The organism is Methylobacterium sp. Ger2507 (assembly GCF_055231875.1).
In genome coordinates this window covers 3,981,103-3,998,960 of sequence record NZ_JBUYVC010000001.1, presented here as the reverse complement: position 1 = coordinate 3,998,960, position 17,858 = coordinate 3,981,103, and the positions used below count along the sequence as shown (strand labels likewise).

The 17,858-nt window shown below is 67.0% G+C and carries 13 protein-coding genes; 7 read left to right on the top strand and 6 right to left on the bottom strand.

Translation table 11 applies throughout. From position 1 onward, the window contains the following. Positions 1–822: 822 nt before the first annotated feature. From ada to ACV7NL_RS18420, 7 genes are all read left to right on the top strand, one after another. Positions 823–1,944: a bifunctional DNA-binding transcriptional regulator/O6-methylguanine-DNA methyltransferase Ada gene (gene ada / locus ACV7NL_RS18450; RefSeq protein WP_056183968.1), complete on the top strand. Its 1,122-nt coding sequence runs from the start codon at positions 823–825 to the stop codon at positions 1,942–1,944. Between the two features lie 219 nt (positions 1,945–2,163). Next, entirely contained in the window at positions 2,164–4,512 is a 2,349-nt protein-coding gene (locus tag ACV7NL_RS18445) for a TonB-dependent receptor family protein (RefSeq protein ID WP_463356435.1), read from the top strand. A gap of 302 nt (positions 4,513–4,814) precedes the next feature. Then, positions 4,815–6,431, top strand: coding sequence for an ABC transporter substrate-binding protein (locus tag ACV7NL_RS18440; RefSeq protein ID WP_463356434.1), 1,617 nt, complete (start codon positions 4,815–4,817; stop codon positions 6,429–6,431). 173 nt (positions 6,432–6,604) lie between these two features. Continuing rightward, on the top strand, positions 6,605–7,558 hold the full coding sequence (locus tag ACV7NL_RS18435; protein WP_056183962.1) for an ABC transporter permease: 954 nt from the start codon (positions 6,605–6,607) through the stop codon (positions 7,556–7,558). Beyond that, a complete protein-coding gene (locus ACV7NL_RS18430; protein ID WP_056183960.1) occupies positions 7,558–8,487 on the top strand; it encodes an ABC transporter permease in 930 nt (309 codons plus the stop codon). The genes ACV7NL_RS18435 and ACV7NL_RS18430 overlap by 1 nt, the downstream gene beginning before the upstream one ends. Then, on the top strand, positions 8,484–9,545 hold the full coding sequence (locus tag ACV7NL_RS18425) for an ABC transporter ATP-binding protein (protein ID WP_463356433.1): 1,062 nt from the start codon (positions 8,484–8,486) through the stop codon (positions 9,543–9,545). Before ACV7NL_RS18430 ends, ACV7NL_RS18425 begins: the two co-directional genes overlap by 4 nt. Beyond that, entirely contained in the window at positions 9,542–10,561 is a 1,020-nt protein-coding gene (locus tag ACV7NL_RS18420) for an ABC transporter ATP-binding protein (RefSeq protein ID WP_463356432.1), read from the top strand. Before ACV7NL_RS18425 ends, ACV7NL_RS18420 begins: the two co-directional genes overlap by 4 nt. Before the next feature lie 326 nt (positions 10,562–10,887). Here the strand turns inward: ACV7NL_RS18420 and ACV7NL_RS18415 are convergent, their stop codons facing one another. The 6 genes from ACV7NL_RS18415 to atzD form a co-directional block, all read right to left on the bottom strand. After that, positions 10,888–11,778: an ABC transporter permease gene (locus ACV7NL_RS18415; RefSeq protein ID WP_463356431.1), complete on the bottom strand. Its 891-nt coding sequence runs from the start codon at positions 11,776–11,778 to the stop codon at positions 10,888–10,890. Position 11,779: 1 nt separating this feature from the next. Next, a complete protein-coding gene (locus ACV7NL_RS18410) occupies positions 11,780–12,727 on the bottom strand; it encodes an ABC transporter permease (RefSeq protein WP_056183951.1) in 948 nt (315 codons plus the stop codon). Positions 12,728–12,819: 92 nt separating this feature from the next. Next, positions 12,820–14,094: an ABC transporter substrate-binding protein gene (locus tag ACV7NL_RS18405; protein ID WP_056183949.1), complete on the bottom strand. Its 1,275-nt coding sequence runs from the start codon at positions 14,092–14,094 to the stop codon at positions 12,820–12,822. Positions 14,095–14,123: 29 nt separating this feature from the next. After that, a complete protein-coding gene (locus tag ACV7NL_RS18400) occupies positions 14,124–15,116 on the bottom strand; it encodes an ABC transporter ATP-binding protein (protein WP_463356430.1) in 993 nt (330 codons plus the stop codon). 76 nt (positions 15,117–15,192) lie between these two features. Beyond that, a complete protein-coding gene (gene hydA, locus ACV7NL_RS18395) occupies positions 15,193–16,614 on the bottom strand; it encodes a dihydropyrimidinase (protein WP_463356429.1) in 1,422 nt (473 codons plus the stop codon). A 3-nt stretch (positions 16,615–16,617) separates the two neighbouring features. Continuing rightward, positions 16,618–17,724 carry a cyanuric acid amidohydrolase gene (atzD, locus tag ACV7NL_RS18390; protein WP_463356428.1) on the bottom strand — a complete coding sequence of 369 codons (1,107 nt, stop codon included), beginning with the start codon at positions 17,722–17,724 and terminating at the stop codon, positions 16,618–16,620. Between the last annotated feature and the right edge of the window lie 134 nt (positions 17,725–17,858).

Below are 17,858 nucleotides of genomic sequence, written 5' to 3'. Positions count from 1 at the left end.
GCGAGACCGCGGCTCTGGTCCCCGACGTGAACCGAGACATGAAGCAGCCCAACCCTTCAGACGCGCGACAACAGCTGCCGCGACCCAACGAACGCCGGTCAGGTCATCGTGGCACCGGAAAGGAGTGAAATGTCCATCATGAACCGCTTCCGGGAATGAAGGCCTGCCAGTGTTTGGTCGCGCGGAAGAGAATCAGCGCGACCGGTCGCGGTGTACGCTGGCGATTCAGACACGCTCCGAGTGCCCCAGGAGGATTTTGCCCGGTCGAGGCCCCCGGCCTCCGTGATAAACCGAACCCGGTAGTCACCGGACAGCGCCCCGTCAGGGATTTCGGGGAGGGCCGTTGCGAGCACTCGGCCACGCAGTCGGGGCGGATGCCAACGTCACGCGCACGCTCGGCCTAGTGGCGCTGGAGTGCTCGCAGCCGGCGAGCATTCTCACCCGAAGTGCAGCGATGATCCTGCTCCGGGTCCCGAGCCAAGTTTAGGCCCATGTCATCGAGAAGGTTCCGCAGTTTCAGGTTGTTTGCGTCTACGGCGGTGAGGTCTCGAATGGCCTGGCCGACGACGCACTCGGTGATGCTCTTCGCGATCCGGGTGCGGTCCGACGAAGCACAACCGCATACGGAGCCAGGTCCTAAAGGAATTCCAGCGGAAGGCATCGGGCAAGCATCAGTTCGGCCCGCTAAGCGGCGGACCGCCGTTGCGGTGTAGAATTCGGCAGCAAGGATCGGGATGCGGTCCGGCTCGGATCGGGGCTAAGGTCCGAGCGTCGGGGGGACGCCGCTTCGGGTCACTCGCGGAGAACGGAGCACGCATCGTCATGCAGCGGGTCAAAGCGGAGCCCACGCCGACGCTTCCAGAGGTCGAGGATGCGGCGCGATGGACGGCTCTGGCGACCCGCGATGCCCGGGCTGATGGCCGTTTCGTGTATGCGGTCCGCACCACCGGCGTGTATTGCCGCCCGAGCTGTGCCGCACGCCCAGCGAAACCCGGCAACGTCAGCTTTCACGCGACCTGCGCCGAGGCCGAAGCGGCGGGGTTCCGCCCCTGCCGGCGCTGTCGGCCCAATGAGGCGGCCTTGGCCGACCGGCAGATCGAGGCCGTCATCCGGGTCTGTCGGATGATCGAAGCGTCGGACGGCATCCCCTCCCTCGATGTGCTGGCGAAGGCGGCCGGAATGAGCGCATTTCATTTTCACCGGGTGTTTCGCGCCAGCACCGGGATCACCCCGAAGGCGTACGCGGACGCGAAGCGCGTGGAGCGCTTGGCGCGAAGCCTGCCGCAGGCCGGTTCGGTGACCGAAGCCGTGTTCGAAGCTGGGTACAATGCGGCGAGCCGCTTCTATGCGCAGGACACGCAGCGGCTCGGCATGAGCCCGTCGACCTACCGGAAGGGTGGGACCGGCATCGCGATCCGGTTTGCGGTGGGGCAATGTTCGCTCGGGGCGATTCTGGTCGCGGCCACGGCCCGGGGAGTCTGTGCGATCCTCCTCGGGGACGATCCCGAAGCCCTGATGCGCGACCTGGAGGACCGGTTTCCCAAGGCCACGCTCTCGGCCGGCGACCCCGAGTTCGACGGTTGGGTGGCGCAGGTCGTGGGTTTCGTCGAGGCGCCCGGCCTCGGGCTGGAGTTGCCCCTCGATATCGGCGGCACCGCCTTTCAGCAACGGGTCTGGCAAGCCCTACGGGCCGTGCCGGTCGGTACCACGACAACCTATGCGGAGGTCGCCCGGGCCATTGGATCGCCCAAGGCCACGCGTGCGGTGGCACTGGCCTGCGGGTCCAACCGGCTGGCGGTCGCCATCCCGTGCCATCGCGTGGTGCGGTCGGATGGGTCGCTCTCCGGCTATCGCTGGGGCGTTGGCCGCAAACGCGATCTCCTGGACCGTGAGAGAAGCGCATGCGTGGGCGATCCCGGCGATTGTGACGACGCCGCGTCCTGAAGAGGCCACGGCCATCCATCTGCCGGCGTGATGCATGCGCCACACTCCGCCGCATGCGCTGTCGCCACAACCGGATCAGGGGTTACAAGACACCTCCATACTTTAGGATGTGTCTGCGGGCCGAACACCCGTTCGAATCCTGGCCGCGACAGCCCGCGTTTCCCCGCCGACCCACACGACGCGGCGTCGCCCGCGGGCCCTTCGTGGTCGAGACACAACATGGCCGCTCTCTCCCCTGACTGCCGGTGCCCGGCGATGCCGCCCGGTGCCATCGGGGGAGCCGCATGGCTCGCGGTGCTGACAGCGGTGCTGACCCTGATCTTGCAACCGGTCGTCGTCCTGGCCGAAGCGGCGGCCGACGGTATCGTCCTGGAGGAACTCGCGGTCGCGGGTGAGTCCCGTAACGCCGTGCCGTTCGGCGTGTCGGCTCCGCCCGGGTCAGCGCCGGGCGTGATCGAGCAGCCGGCGGGAGCGGCCGCGACCCGCATCGCGGGGCCCGGCAACATCGTCGAACGTGCGGCGACCAGCATTGGATCGGTGCTCCTCGACAGCCCGGGCGTCAGCGTGCGCCAGGGCAATGGCGGCCGCGACGTCGTCATCTCCATCCGCGGCAACAATGCCCGGTCCACCGGCGTCATCCGCAACATGGTCGTGCTGGAGGACGGATTCGTTCTGACCCAGCCGGACGGCGCCTCGCGCTTCGACCTCGTGGACCCGCGTGCCTACGGACGCATCGACGTGTTCCGGGGGCCGCAATCGGCCCTGTTCGGCAACTACGCCACCGGCGGCGCCCTGGCCTTCCGCACCCGGACCGGGCGGGAGATCGACGGTTATGAGATCGGCACCGATGCGGGCAGCTTCGGCTCCCTGAGCAACGCCTTCACCGTCGGCGGCGTCAGCGAGCCCATCGAGATCAGCCTGTTCGCCAGCAATGTGCGAGCGGATGGCTACCAGGACCACAGCGCCTACGACACGCAGACCATCAATGTGCTGGCGAGCTACACCCCAACGCCGGACAACCGCTTCACGCTGAAGGTGATCAACAATCAGCTCAGAACGGAGCTGCCCGCCCGCTCCTCCCTCGACCAGTACCGGCTCAACCCCTATCAACGCGGCTGCGCCGTCGCTGCGACGGCGGCGCCGGGCTGCACGCTCACGAACCTGCTGCGCAACGGGGCCTTCGGCGCCACCGTGCCGGTCACCGCCCGCGAGGGCGCGTTCGGGCGCGACGATCGACGCACGGTCGTGGCTCTGCGCTGGGAGCACGATTTCGAGGGTCAAACCACCTGGCGGACTCAGCTTGGCTTCGACGAGCGCAACTTCGATCAGCCGTTCTACACCTCGGCCTTTCGCGGGTCCTATCCGTCCCTGACCTTCCTCACTGATCTGACGAGCCGTTACGATCTGATGGGTCGACCGGCGATCGGATACATCGCCCTCAACACCGAGATTCTCGTCAACCATCTCACCACCTTCAACCGCACCCTGGGTCAGGGTCCCGCCCTGGGAGCGCAGATCGGCGATCTCCGCGGCGACCAGAGCAATCTCGGCGGCCGCGCCCGCACGGAGGTGGCCCTGTCGGAGTCCTGGATCGGCATTCTCGGGTTCAGTGCGACGAACACCACCATCACCGGGCGGAACGTCGCCTACAGTTACGGTGCGGCCGGCCGCACGGCGGCGGTGATCGACGCCTCACGGAGTTTCCTCAACGTCGCACCGGAGCTTGCTCTGGTTTTCCAAGCGGGGGAGCCCTGGAGTATCCGCGCCCGGGTCGCTTCGGGCTACGCGACGCCGACGGGCAGCAATCTCTTCGTCACGAGCGCCGGCCTCCCTGGCAACAACACCCAGCTCCAGGCACAGGAGAACCTCGGCTTCGATCTCGGGGCCGACTGGACGCCGGCGGCATCCCTGCGCGTCAGCCTCACGGGCTTCTACGAGTTCTTTCGCAACGAACTCCTGTCGCAAGCTCCGGGCGGCGGACGGTTGAGCTCCTTCGTCAACGCACCGGCCTCCGAACATCGCGGGCTCGAACTCGGCGGCGAATGGGCCTTCGCCCCCGGTTGGCGCGGAACGCTGGCCTATACCTTCGACAACCAGATCTACACGCGCTTCTCCGAGTCGGTGAGCGCGGGAGCGTTCGTGGCCCGCCTCGATCGGGCCGGAAAGTCCATTCCCGGAGTTCCGCAGCACCAAATCCTGGCCCGGGTGGGGTACGAGCAGGTCGGCGGCCTCTTCAGCGGGGTCGGGGCCTTTCTCGAAACCGTGGTGCAGGACGGCGTCTTCCTCGACAATGGAAACCAACTCAGGGTGCCGGGCTACGCCCTCCTCAACGCCAATCTTCACTACGCGACGGACTTGGCGGGCGGCTACGCCAAGCGCCTCAGCCTCTATCTTGAGGTTCGCAATCTGCTCGACAGAACCTATGTCGCGTCGGCCCAGAACCTTGCCAGCTCGCTCAATCGCGTCACAGGTTTGGAGAGCGGCGCGGATGTTCTCTCGGTCACCACGGGCTCGATCTTCGCCGGAGCGCCGCGGAACGTCGTCGGCGGGATGAAACTGTCGTTCTGACGGTCCGGATCTGTGGGCCCCAGCATCGACGGAAATGCTTATTATTGAGGCACTTGCTGCGCCGAAATAGCCGGATTGCGCTTGGGCTCCGTAATTTTGAGCCGGATCGGAGCCATACAAGCGCCGTACCGACGGGGTTGCCTCATACCTGAGCAACCTATCGCGACGTCTGAATGAGCAAGTGCCGAAGACGGCGTCACGGTCGATCGTCCTCACGACTCCGCGGACGTCAGACGGGTTGGCCGGCGGTTTGCATTCACGGCTTCGTCAGCCGCTGGCTCCCCCAGGAAACCTCCCGTCGCATGTTTGCTCCAGTCTCTCGTTGGTCGAAGTCCCGCCTCCTCGCAGCGGCCCTGCTGTCCGGCGCGATGATGCCTGCCGCCCTGGCCCAGGGCGTCCTCAAGATCGGCATGACCGCCTCCGATATCCCGTTGACGACCGGTCAGGCCGACAATGGCGGCGAGGGCATGCGGTTCATGGGCTATACCGTCTATGACGGGCTGATCAATTGGGACCTCTCCTCCGCAACGAAGCCGTCGGTGCTGGTGCCGGGCCTCGCCACCAGCTGGACCGTCGATCCCGCCGACAACACCAAGTGGACGTTCAAGCTGCGCGAGGGCGTAACCTTTCATGACGGCTCGCCCTTCACGGCGGAGTCAGTGGTCTGGAACCTCGACAAGATCTTGAAGACCGACGCGCCGCAATTCGATCCGCGCCAGTCGGCCCAGGGACGCTCGCGCATTCCGGCCGTCGCCAGCTACCGCGCCATCGATCCGACCACCCTCGAGGTCATCACCAAGAACCCGGACGCGACGCTGCCCTACCAGATCGCCTGGATCATGATCTCGTCGCCGGCCCAATGGGACAAGCTCGGCAAGAGCTGGGACGCGTTCGCCAAGACCCCCTCGGGTACGGGTCCGTGGAAGCTGACCCTGTTCGCCCCGCGCGAACGCGCCGAAATGGCGCCGAACAAGGAGTACTGGGACAAGGCGCGGGTGCCGAAGCTCGATAAGCTGGTGCTGGTGCCGCTGCCCGAGGCCAATGCCCGCGTCGCAGCCCTCCGGTCCGGTCAGGTCGACTGGATCGAGGCGCCCCCGCCGGACGCCGTCGCCTCGCTCAAGGCTGCCGGTTTCGGCATCGTGACCAACGCCTACCCGCATAATTGGACCTGGCACCTCTCACGCGTCGAGGGCTCTCCCTGGAACGACATCCGCGTCCGCAAGGCGGCCAACCTCGCCATCGACCGGGAAGGCATGAAGGAGTTGCTCAACGGCCTGATGATCCCGGCGCAAGGCTTCATGCCGCCGGGCTCGGCCTGGTTCGGCAAGCCCACCTTCAAGCCGACCTACGATCCGGAGGCCGCCAAGAAGCTGCTGGCAGAGGCCGGCTACGGCCCCAACAAACCCATCGTCACCAAGATCCTGATCGCGCCCTCGGGCTCCGGCCAGATGCAGCCTCTGCCGATGAACGAATTCATCCAGCAGAACCTCGCGGATGTCGGCATCAAGGTCGAATTCGAAGTGGTCGAGTGGAACACGCTGATCAACCTGTGGCGCGCCGGCGCGAAGTCCGACATGTCGCGCAAGGCGACGGGCATCAACTTCTCATACTTCATCCAGGACCCCTTCACCGGGTTCATCCGGCACCTGCAATGTAACCTGGCGGCGCCGAACGGTACCAACTGGGGCTATTACTGCGACCCTGAGATGGACAAGCTGTTCGATCAGGTCCGCACCACCTTCGATCCGGCCGAGCAGACCAAGGTCCTGGAGAAGGTCCACGAGAAGTACGTCAACGAAGCTCTGTTCCTGATGGTGGCCCACGACACCAACCCGCGCGCCATGAGTCCCAAGGTGAAGGGCTTCGTGCAGGCGCAGAACTGGTTCCAGGACTTCTCGCCGATCTCGATGGGCAAGTGATGCGACGGGTCATGGGCTGAACACGCCTCCCTCCCCCTTGCGGGGAGGGATTGAGGGTGGGGGTGGTTGGGTGACCCTCACGGTGCGAAGGCCGGCGGAGCTACCTCCACCTCCAACTCCTCCCCACAGGGGGAGGAGGGCCGCGTAACCCGAGAGGAAATTCGGATGCGCTCATGCTGAAATTCATTGTCCAGCGCCTGCTCACCGTCACGCCCGTGGCACTCGGTGTGAGCGTCGTCTGCTTCATGCTGGTTCACCTCGCCCCCGGCGACCCCTTGAGCGCCGTGCTCCCGGTGGACGCCACGCAGGAGACCATCGACGCCATGCGGGCGGCCTACGGCTACGACAAGCCGTTGCCGGTGCAGTACGTGATCTGGCTCTGGCACGTGCTCCAGGGCGACCTCGGCACCTCCATCGCCACCGGCCGTCCCGTGGTGCAGGAAGTCGGCCGGGCGGTGGTCAACAGCCTGATTCTGGCCTCCGTGGCGACGCTGATCGGCTTCACCTTCGGCTGCCTGTTCGGCTTCGTCGCCGGCTATTTCCGCAATTCGATCCTGGACCGGCTCGCCTCGGCGGTCTCGGTCTTCGGGGTGAGCGTGCCGCATTACTGGCTCGGCATGGTGCTGGTGATCGTGTTCTCGGCCCAGCTCGGATGGCTGCCGCCGACCGGCGCCGGCCCGGATGGCTCGGGTAACTGGCGACCCGATTTCGACCACCTGCGCTACATCATCCTGCCGGCCCTCACGATGTCGGTGATCCCCATGGGTGTCATCGCCCGCACGATCCGCGCCCTGGTCGGCGACATCCTCGCCCAGGACTTCGTCGGCGCGCTCCGGGCCAAGGGCATGAGCGAGTTCGGCGTGTTCAAGCACGTGGTGAAGAACGCCGCGCCGACGGCGCTCGCCATCATGGGCTTGCAGCTGGGCTACCTCCTCGGCGGCTCGATCCTGATCGAGACGGTGTTCGCCTGGCCCGGCACCGGCTTCCTCCTGAATGCCGCGATCTTCCAGCGCGACCTGCCGTTGCTTCAGGGCTCGATCCTCGTCCTGGCGATGTTCTTCGTCGCCCTCAACCTCATCGTCGACGTCGTGCAGACGGCGCTCGACCCGCGCATCGAGAGGGGCTGATGGCACTCGCGACACAGGCCGCAGCGCCGGTCCTCGACATTGCCGGCGGAGCCGCCCCGGCACCGGCCGCGGCGGACGCCTTCGTGCCCTCGCGGGGGTTCTGGGGGCAGGTCGGCCACAAGCTCCTGCGCGATCCCGTGGCGATGGTGGCCGCCTGCATCATCCTGGCGATCATCGCCATCGCGGTGCTCTCGCCCTGGATCACCCCGATGGACCCGTATCGCGGGTCGATGCTGCGGCGCCTGAAGCCGATCGGCGATGCGACCTACATCCTCGGCTCCGACGAACTCGGCCGCGACATGCTGAGCCGCCTGATGCTGGGCGGCCGCCTGTCGCTGTTCATCGGTGTGACGCCGGTCATCCTGGCGTTCATCATCGGGTCCGCCATCGGGATCCTGGCTGGCTATGTCGGAGGCTGGGTCAACACCGTCCTGATGCGCACGGTGGACGTGTTCTTCGCATTTCCCTCCGTGCTGCTCGCCATCGCGCTGTCGGGGGCGCTGGGGGCCGGCATCTTCAACTCGATCGTGTCGCTGACCTGCGTGTTCGTCCCCCAGATCGCCCGGGTGGCCGAGAGCGTGACGACTCAGATCCGCGCCCGGGACTACGTCGACGCGGCCCGGCTGTCGGGCGCCTCGACCCTGACGATCCTGCGCGTGCAGGTCCTCGGCAACGTGCTCGGGCCGATCTTCGTCTACGCCACCAGCTTGATCAGCGTATCGATGATCCTGGCCTCGGGCCTGTCCTTCCTGGGCCTCGGGGTGAAGCCGCCAGAGCCCGAATGGGGCCTGATGCTCAACACCCTGCGCACGGCGATCTACGTGAATCCGATGGTCGCGGCCCTGCCGGGACTGGCCATCTTCATCGTCTCGATCTCGTTCAACCTGTTCTCCGACGGATTGCGGTCCGCCATGGAGGTGAAGGCATGAGCATGCCCATCGGCAGCCCCACCGTTCCGCTCGCCCGCGACCGGGGGGGGCCGGCTCAGCCGCTTCTCACGGTCGACGGCCTCGTGAAGCATTTTCCGGTCAAGAAGGGCTTTGGCGGCGCCAAGGCCGTGGTACGCGCTGTCGACGGCGTCGATTTCGAGATCCTGAAGGGGGAAACCCTCGGGGTGGTCGGCGAATCCGGCTGCGGAAAATCGACCACCGCCCGGCTGATCATGGGCCTGATCGCACACGATCAGGGAAACCTGCTGTTCGACGGCGAGCGCATCGGCAGCCGTGCGCTTCCGCTGCGCGACTTCCGCGCTCAGGCCCAGATGGTCTTCCAGGACAGCTACTCATCCCTCAACCCGCGCATGACCGTCGAGGGCTCGATCGCCTTCGGCCCGCGGGTGCACGGGGTGCCGAAGCGGCGGGCCATCGAGCGCGCCCGCAGCCTGCTCGCCCGGGTCGGGTTGGAGCCGGCGCGCTTTGCCGCGCGCTATCCGCACGAACTCTCCGGCGGCCAGCGCCAGCGGGTGAACATCGCCCGCGCACTCGCTCTCGAGCCGCGTCTCGTGGTCCTCGACGAGGCCGTGTCCGCCCTCGACAAGTCGGTGGAGGCACAGGTGCTGAACCTGCTGATGGACCTGAAGCAGGAGTTCAACCTCACCTACCTGTTCATCAGTCACGACCTCAATGTCGTGCGCTTCATCTGCGACAGGGTGGCGGTGATGTATCTCGGCCAAGTGGTGGAGATCGGGCCGGCGGACACGGTGCTGGCGGCCCCCGCCCACCCCTACACGGCGGCCCTCCTGTCCTCGATGCCCTCGATGGACCCGGATGCGCGCACGCAAGTGGCGCCGCTCGCCGGCGACCCGCCGAACCCGATCGACCCGCCCGCCGGGTGCCGCTTCCATCCGCGCTGCGCGCTGGTGGAGCCCGTCTGTCGCGGCACGGTTCCGCCGTTGGACCCCATCGATTCCATCCATCGGGTCGCCTGCCTCGCCCGCCAGCCGAACTCGGGGCATTCCCTGGCTCAAGCCCGGAGGGTCGCCGCATGAGCGCATCCGAACCCGCGGTCGCGATCCGGGGTCTGACGGTCGTATTCGGCGGCGTGGTCGAGGCCGTCGACGGCGTGGACCTCACTCTGGAGCGCGGCCAAGCTATAGCGCTGATCGGTGAATCCGGCTCCGGCAAGAGCGTGACCCTGCGGGCGATCATGCGCCTGAACCCGGAGCGCAAGACCAGGATCGGCGGCGAGATCCGGGTCGGTGGCGCGGACGTCATGGCGATGTCGCCCAAGGCCCTGCGGGCGTTGCGCGGCCGCGCTGTGGCGATGATCTTCCAGGAACCGCTGCTGGCCCTCGACCCGGTCTATACCGTCGGCCAGCAGATCACCGAGGCGATCCGCCAGCACGAGCGGATCAGCGCCGGGGCGGCACGCCAGCGTGCCTTGCAACTGTTCGAGCGGGTGCGCATTCCGAGCCCGGAGCGGCGCCTCGACGCCTATCCGCACGAGATGTCGGGGGGCATGCGCCAGCGCGCGATGATCGCCCTGGCGCTCGCCTGCCGACCCCAGGTCCTGCTCGCTGACGAACCGACCACGGCGCTGGACGCCACGGTGCAGATCCAGATTCTGCTGCTGCTCCGCGAGTTGCAGGCCGAACTCGGCCTCTCAACGATCTTCGTCACACACGATCTCGGCGCCGCCGTGGAGGTCGCCGACCGGATTGCCGTCATGTATGCCGGCCGCATCGTCGAGGAAGGCTCCGCCCGTGACGTGGTGCTGAATCCACACCATCCTTATACGATTGGCCTCCTGCGCAGCCGCGCCGACGGAGCGCTCGCCAAGGGCACGCGCCTCAAGACGATTCCGGGCAGCCCTCCCGATCTGGCCAATCGCCCGCCGGGCTGCCCCTTCGCGCCGCGCTGCTTCCTGGCGGAGGAACGCTGCCGGATCGAGGCGCCTGCTTACGTGGACGTGGAGCCCAGCCACCGCGCCGCCTGCTGGCGCACGGACGTGGCGCACGCGGCCTTCCAGGCGGACAAAGCACCGGTGCTGGAAGGGGTTTCGTAACGCGAACTTGAGGTCACAGGCCTGCCGTCTCCGGGCAGGCGGCGTTTGCAGGCAGAGAGAGAGCTTCGTGCCAATGCGACCGTGAAACATGGCGCATCCTCATTCCGCGGCGCCGCAGGCGAGCCCGGAATCCAGAGCCGCCGACGGTGTAAAATCTTGCATAGCCTGCGTTTTTGGATCCCGGGCTCCGCTCCGCGGGTCCGGGATGACGTGGTGCTACGCATGGGTTTCGACAGGCAAATCGGTCGATGCGATCGCTGATCCCGCTTGAGGAACGCCGCGGCGAATGTCGGTCTGCGAGGGCGATTCGCCCCGGGCCTCCGACGTCACCCCTGCCGCAAGCCAGCCCTCGCCTTGCGCCGCTGGAGGTATAGGCTTGTCCCCAGCGCCAGACCGATCACTGCCAGCGACATGCCGGTGGTAAGGGTGCCGAGCGCATAGATCTCCGGCGTGGTCACGGTGGTGGTGAGGCCCTGCAGTTCCAGCGGCAGAGTATTGCGGCCGCCGATGGCTTGGCTGGTGCGGGCGAGTTCATCGAAGGACAGGGTAAAGCCGAACAGGGCGACGCCGACCAGGGACGGCCCCAGGATCGGCACCACCACGTGGCGCAGGGTCTGGGAACCGGTGGCGCCAAGATCACGGGCGGCCTCTTCGTAGGCCGGATCGAACCGGTTGAAGACCGCAAACATGATCAGGAGACCGAAGGGCAGCGTCCAAGTCAGGTGCGCGCCCAGCGCCGAGGTGTAGAGCCCCATCAGGGTGCCGTGCTCCTGCAGCCAGCCCCAGTCGGTCGCGGCCGCGGCCCAGTTGACGGCGTCGTCGAGGAGACGGAATTCCAGGCCGATGCCGAGGGAGACCACGATGGACGGCACGATCAGGCTCGCCACGGCAATCGTGAACAGCATGCCCTCACCCTGAAAGCGCTTGCGGAAGGCGAGGCCGGCGTAGAACGCGATGACGACGGTCAGTCCCATCACCACGAGGCCGAGGCGGAGCGAGCGCCACAGCGCCCCCCAGATGTCGACGATGCCGAGGCCGGCCCAGAGCTTGCCGAACCAGTGCGTCGAGACGCCGTTCATCGGAAAGGTCAAGCCACCCTGCGGCCCCTGAAAGCTGAGGACGAGGATGGTCAGCGTCGGCCCGTACAGAAAGGCGACGAACAGGGCGAAGAACGCCGCTAACGCGTAGAAGGCCGGGGAGCGGGGCCGGTCGCTCAACTCAGAGTTCCTTCCGGAGGTCGATCAGGCGGGTCATCGCCACGATCATCAGCATCACGGCGCCGAGCAGCACCACGGCATTAGCAGCCGCCGCCGGTAGCTGCAGCGCGGACATCTGGACCTGGATGACCTTGCCGACCGAGGCGATCTGCTGGCCGCCCATGACGCCGACGGTGACGAAATCGCCCATCACCAAGGTGATCACGAAGATCGACCCGATGGCGATGCCGGGTTTGGCGAGCGGCACTACCACGTTCCAGAGAGTTTGCCATCCGGTGGCCCCGGAATCATAGGCCGCCTCGATCAGCGAGCGGTCGATGCGCGCCATGCTGTTGAAGATTGGCACGATCATGAAGACCGTGTTCAGGTGGACGAAGGCGAGCACCACCGAAAAGTCGGAATACAGCAGGCCCTCGATCGGGGCCCGGATCAGGCCCAGTCCCATCAGCGTGTCGTTGACGAGGCCGTTGCGGCCGAGCAGTGGAATCCAGGAGATCATCCGGATCACGTTCGAGGTCCAGAACGGAATGGTGCAGACGAGGAACAGCGCCATCTGCATCGTCTTCGAGCGGACGTGGAAGGCGACGAAATACGCCACCGTAAAGCCGATCACGAGGGTGCAAGCCCAGGTCAGGGCGCAGAACTTCAGGGTCGACAGGTAGGTTCGAACGGTGGTGCAGGCATCGGCCGTGTTGAGGCAGCCCTCGAACACGTCGATGTAGTTCTGCACCGTGAAGGCCGGGATGATCTCGTATTCGTTGTACGACCAGAAGCTGACGATCAAGGTCAGCGCCAGCGGCACCACGAAGAAAACCAGGAATACCAGCGCCATCGGGGCGGCCTGAAGATAAGCCAGCACCCGGCGCCGACGCGTCTTGGCCGTGAGGCTTGTAGTCGATGCCGATGCGGTCGCGGTGTTCGCGATGGCGGGGAGGGCGATGTCGGTCATGGCTCAACCCTCGTGAGACACTGATCCCTTCCCCCTATGCGGGGGAGGGTGCCTACGGAGCAGGCGGGAGAGGGCAACGTCACACGCTCCGCTCACGCGGCGATGAACTCGTTCCACTTGCGGACCATGTAGGTGTTCTCGTCCATGACGGCGTTCCAGCAGGCGACCGAGCCCATACGGGTCTCGAAGGAGCCGCCGTCGCGGGTCGCGCCGGCCTTCTCCAGCACGCTGCCATCCGGCCCCTTGATGTCCTTCTCGGCGGGCTTCCCCTCCATCCAGTAGGCCCACTCGTAGGGTTCCATGTTCGCCTTGGCGGTCTCCAGCACCGCCGAGTAATAGCCCTGGCGGTTGAGGTAGGCGCCGGCCCAGCCGGACAGGAACCAGTTGATGAAGTCGTAGGCGGCGTCGAGCTTGCGGCCGGTCAGAGTCTTGGGCAGGCCGAAACCCGTGGCCCAGGCGCGGTAGCCTTCCTTGAGGGGCTGGTAGGTGCAGGCCACGCCCTGGGAGCGCACCTTGGTGACGGCGGGCGACCACATCGACTGGATCACCGTCTCGCCCGACGCCATCAGGTTCACGGATTCGTTGAAGTCCTGCCAGAAAGCGCGAAACTGACCGGCGCGCTTGGCCTCGATCAGCACCTTGATGGTGCGATCGATCTCGGCCTTCGTCATGTTGCCCTTGTCGGGATAGGTGTAATCGCCGGTCGCCTCGATCACCATGGCGGCGTCCATGATGCCGATGGACGGGATGTTGAGGATCGAGGCCTTGCCCTTGAACTCGGGGTTCAGAAGTTCCTTCCAGCTCGAGATCGGGCGCTTGATCAGGTCGGGTCGGATGCCCAGCGTGTCGGCGTTGTAGGTGGTCGGGATCAGCGTGATCCACTCGGTGGCCGAACCGGCGAAATTCTTCGAATTTTGTCCCTCGAGGTAGAATACCTTCTTGGGCGCCGTACCCTGGTCGCCGATCTTTTTGCCTGCGACTTCTCCCTTGGTGAAGACGGGCGTGATGTTGTCGGCCTGCTTGATCCGGCGAGCATCCATGCCCTGGATGTTGCCCGACGGGATCAGCTTCTTCAGGCTGAAGAATTCGGTATCCAACAGGTCGAAGGAGTTCGGCTGCGTCACCACGCGCTTCGTCACCTCGTCGGTGACGACGGGGATATACTCGATGGTGATCCCGAGATCCTCCTTCACCTTCCGGGCGATGTCGCCGGACTGGTTCACGGCGGTGCCGAGGTAGCGCAGGGTCACCGGCTCGGCGGCGATCACGTTGGGAAAGCCCGTGATCGGACCGGCACCGAGTGCCAGTCCGGTGGCACCCGCACCCTGGAGGAGGGTGCGGCGGCTCAGCTTGATCGTGGTCGTCATGCAGGGTCCTCTACGGAACGGAGATCGGGTCAGGCACCCAACCGGTGGGCGGCATCGGCATCCCAGCCGAGCGGCACGGTCTGGCCGAGGGCGAGGGGGTGCCCAGCATAGGCCGCATCGTCGATGACGGCCGTGAGCGGCGTGGCGCCGGTCCCCCCGAGCCCGTCCGCCTCGAAGCCCACATGCACGCTGGTGCCCTGATACTCGACCGAGACGACGCGGGCCGGCACAGCCTCCGGACCGGCCTCCGGACCGAGGCGCATCCGGTCGGCGCGCACGGCGACCTCGGTCGCGTCGGGCAGGCGGATGATGTTGTGGCCGCCGATGAAGCGGGCGACGAAGGCGGTGGCGGGGCGCTCGAACACGTCGCGTGGGGCCGCCGCCTGCTCGATGCGCCCGCCATTCATCACAACCACGATGTCGGAGAGGGCCATCGCCTCCTCCTGGCTGTGGGTGACGTGGATGAAGGTGATCCCGAGTTCGGCCTGTAGCCGCTTGAGCTCGGTCCGCATCCGCACGCGCAGGAACGGATCGAGGGCCGACAGGGGTTCGTCGAGGAGCAGAACCTTTGGTCCAGTGACCAGCGCGCGGGCGAGGGCCACGCGCTGCTGCTGGCCACCGGAGAGCTGGGCCGGCAGACGTTCGGCCAGATGCGCCATCTGCACGAGGTCCAGCATCGCCAGCGCCTTGGCGCGGCGCTCGGCCTTGGCGACGCCCCGCATCTTCAGGCTGAAGGCGACGTTGTCGCGGCAATTGAGGTGGGGGAACAGGGCGTAGCTCTGGAACATCATCGCTGTGCCCCGCTCGGCCGGCGTGGCATCGCCGACGGCGCGCGGACCGATGACCACGTCGCCGCCGGACACGGTCTCGTGGCCGCCGATCATCCGCAGGGTCGTGGTCTTGCCACAGCCGGAGGGGCCGAGCAGGCAGCAATAGGCGCCCGAACGGACCTTCAGGTCTATGCCATCCACCGCAACGGTGTTGCCGTAGCGCTTGGTCAGGCAGATCAGCTCGACGTCCATGTTGGCCTCCCGATGCGTATCCAGCAAGCCGCGGGCCAGACGCTATCTGATTCGCCCCGGATGTCGCGGCGCTCGATCAGGACAACGGCGCGGATTGAACAGCCCGGTCGATCACCCGGCCTCGCCCGAAAGCGCCGGTGATCCGCCCATCCTCGGCGATGATTTCGCCGCGCGCGATGGTCATCACTGGCCAGCCCGTCACCGCGAAGCCCTCCCAGGGCGTGTAGTCCGAACCATGGTGGAGGTTCGCCTGCCGGATCGTCTCGCGGCGGTTCGGGTCCCACAGCGTCAGGTCGGCATCGAACCCGACGCCGATCGAGCCTTTGCGCGGGTAGAGACCGTACAGCTTGGCGTGGTTCGTGGCGGTCAGTTCCACGAAGCGGTTGAGGGAGATGCGGCCGGCCGAGACCCCCTCCGAAAACAGGATGGGCAAGCGGGTTTCGATACCCGGGATGCCGTTCGGAACGTAGCGGAAGGAGGTCCGGCCCTTCGCGGTCAACTTGCCGGCCGGATCGTCGTAGCGGAACGGGCAATGGTCGGACGAGACCACGTCGAACAGGCCGGACTGGATGCCGCGCCAGATCGCCGCCTGGTTGGAGGCCTCGCGCGGGGGCGGCGAGCACACGTATTTTGCCCCCTCCATCGGGTCGTCGGAGCCGAGACCCTTCATGTGGTCGGCCGTCAGCGTCAGGTACTGCGGGCAGGTCTCGGCGTGGACCTTCAGGCCGCGCCCCCGAGCCCAGGCAATCTGCTCCATCGCCTGCTCGCCTGAGACGTGGACGATGACGATCGGCAGGTCGACAAGTTCGGCATGGGCGATCGCTCGATGCGCCGCCTCGCGCTCGACCAGTTGCGGCCGGGACAAGGCATGGCCGAAGGGGCGGGTCTCACCGGCCTTCTCGAGCCGCTCGGTCATGTACCGGATGGCGTCGTAGCCCTCCGCGTGGACCATGACGCGCGCGCCCTCGCGACGGGCGAGGTCGAAGACGTCGAGGATCTGGCGGTCGTTCAGGACGAGGTCGTCATAGGTCATGAAGACCTTGAAAGACGTGTAGCCCTCGGCGATCAGGGCTGGCAGCTCCTGCCCCAGCACCGCGGGGGTCGGGTCCGAGACGATGAGGTGAATGGCCACGTCGATGTGACACTGCCCTTCCGCCAGCGCCCGGTAGGCGTGCGTCGCCTCCCGCAGCGATGCACCGCGCGGCTGAAGCGCGAACGGCATCACGCAGGTGTTGCCGCCGGCCGCCGCCGCCCGGGTCGCCGAGGCGAAATCGTCCGCCATGACGATACCGGGGCCGGATGCCTGCGCGATGTGGACGTGGCTGTCGATGCCGCCGGGCAAGACGAGGAGGCCGGAGGCGTCGAGGGAGCGGGCCGCATCGGTGATGCGCTCGGCCACCGCCGCGATGCGCCCATCGCGGATCCCGAGATCCGCGCGAAACGTGTCGGTGGCGGTGACCAGGGTGCCGCCCCGGATGGCGAGGTCGAACGCGGGCATGTCTCAGGTCCTCACGCGGGCGATGATCGCCACCGGCCCGCCGCCATCCGGGCCCTGGTGCTCGGCGCCGCCCGAGACAAAGAGGTCGGTCCGCCCGATCGCAGCGGCGGCGACCCCACCCACGAGGGCGCGGGCGTGCCGCGTGGCGTTGATGTCGCTGTCGTCGTTCATGATGTGGCGCCGCCCGCGGATCAGCCCGTCCCGTGAGGGTTCGGCCTTCGCCAACAGGGCGACGACGCGCTCGGAATCCTCGGAACTCAGTTGGCCCGCAGCGCCGAACCCGAGATCCGCCAGCACGCCGAGGATCGCAGAGACATCGATGCCGTCGCGCATGACCCGGTGGGCGATGGCGTAAGGGCCGGCCCAACCCAAGGCGTTGCCGAGGACGATGATCTCGTTGCGCATCAGCTCGATGCCGGCCGAGGCGCTGGCACGGCCTGAGAACAGGTCCGGCCGCACCCCGATGACCGCGTCCGACAGATGTTCGGCCGCCACCTCGCCGAGGGCGAGCGCGATGCCGAGCGCCGAGGCGCCGCGCGACAGCCCCATCGACGCGTAGGTGTCGTGGGTGGCGACGTCATGGCCGCGCGCCGCGGCGGCCTGAATGCGCGCACTGGTGAGAAGTGGGCATTTAACCTGGACGAAATGGACGTCGTCGGGACCGTCGATCCCGGCCCGGGCCATGGCCAGAGCGACAGCATCGGCCGTCGCCCGCACCTGCGCCATGCGGCCGATCTCCTCGGGCCGGAAATCGGCGGTGAAGGCGGTACCGACGGCGAGCGCCGTCGCACCGGGGATCGGGGCATCGCCGCGACGGCCGAGAACCAGCAGGTGAGGAGACAGGCCGCCCTCCGTCCCGCCCGACATCACCAGGGCGATACGCCCGCCGACATCGTCCGGCGAGCAGCCGATGGCGCCGGCCAGAGCGGTTTCCAGCGCCATCACGGCGAGCTGGCGGGTGAAATCGTTGACGCAGCCGTTGCCCTCGGTCTTGCCGAAGATCGCAACGATCTCCGACGCCGCGAGGGCTCCGGACGCGATGAGGTCCATCACACCCGAGACATCGGCGGGATGCCGCGTCGGCACGCGGAAGACGAGACATTCGGGCATGGGACGATCGGATGAGAGCGGGAACGGACCCATAAGCTAGGCCGACCGAACGACCCACGCGAGTGCTGGTTTGCGCACGCCGCGCTCCCGAACCGGCAACGGCGATTGGGGCCGGAACGGTATGGCTCTTGCCG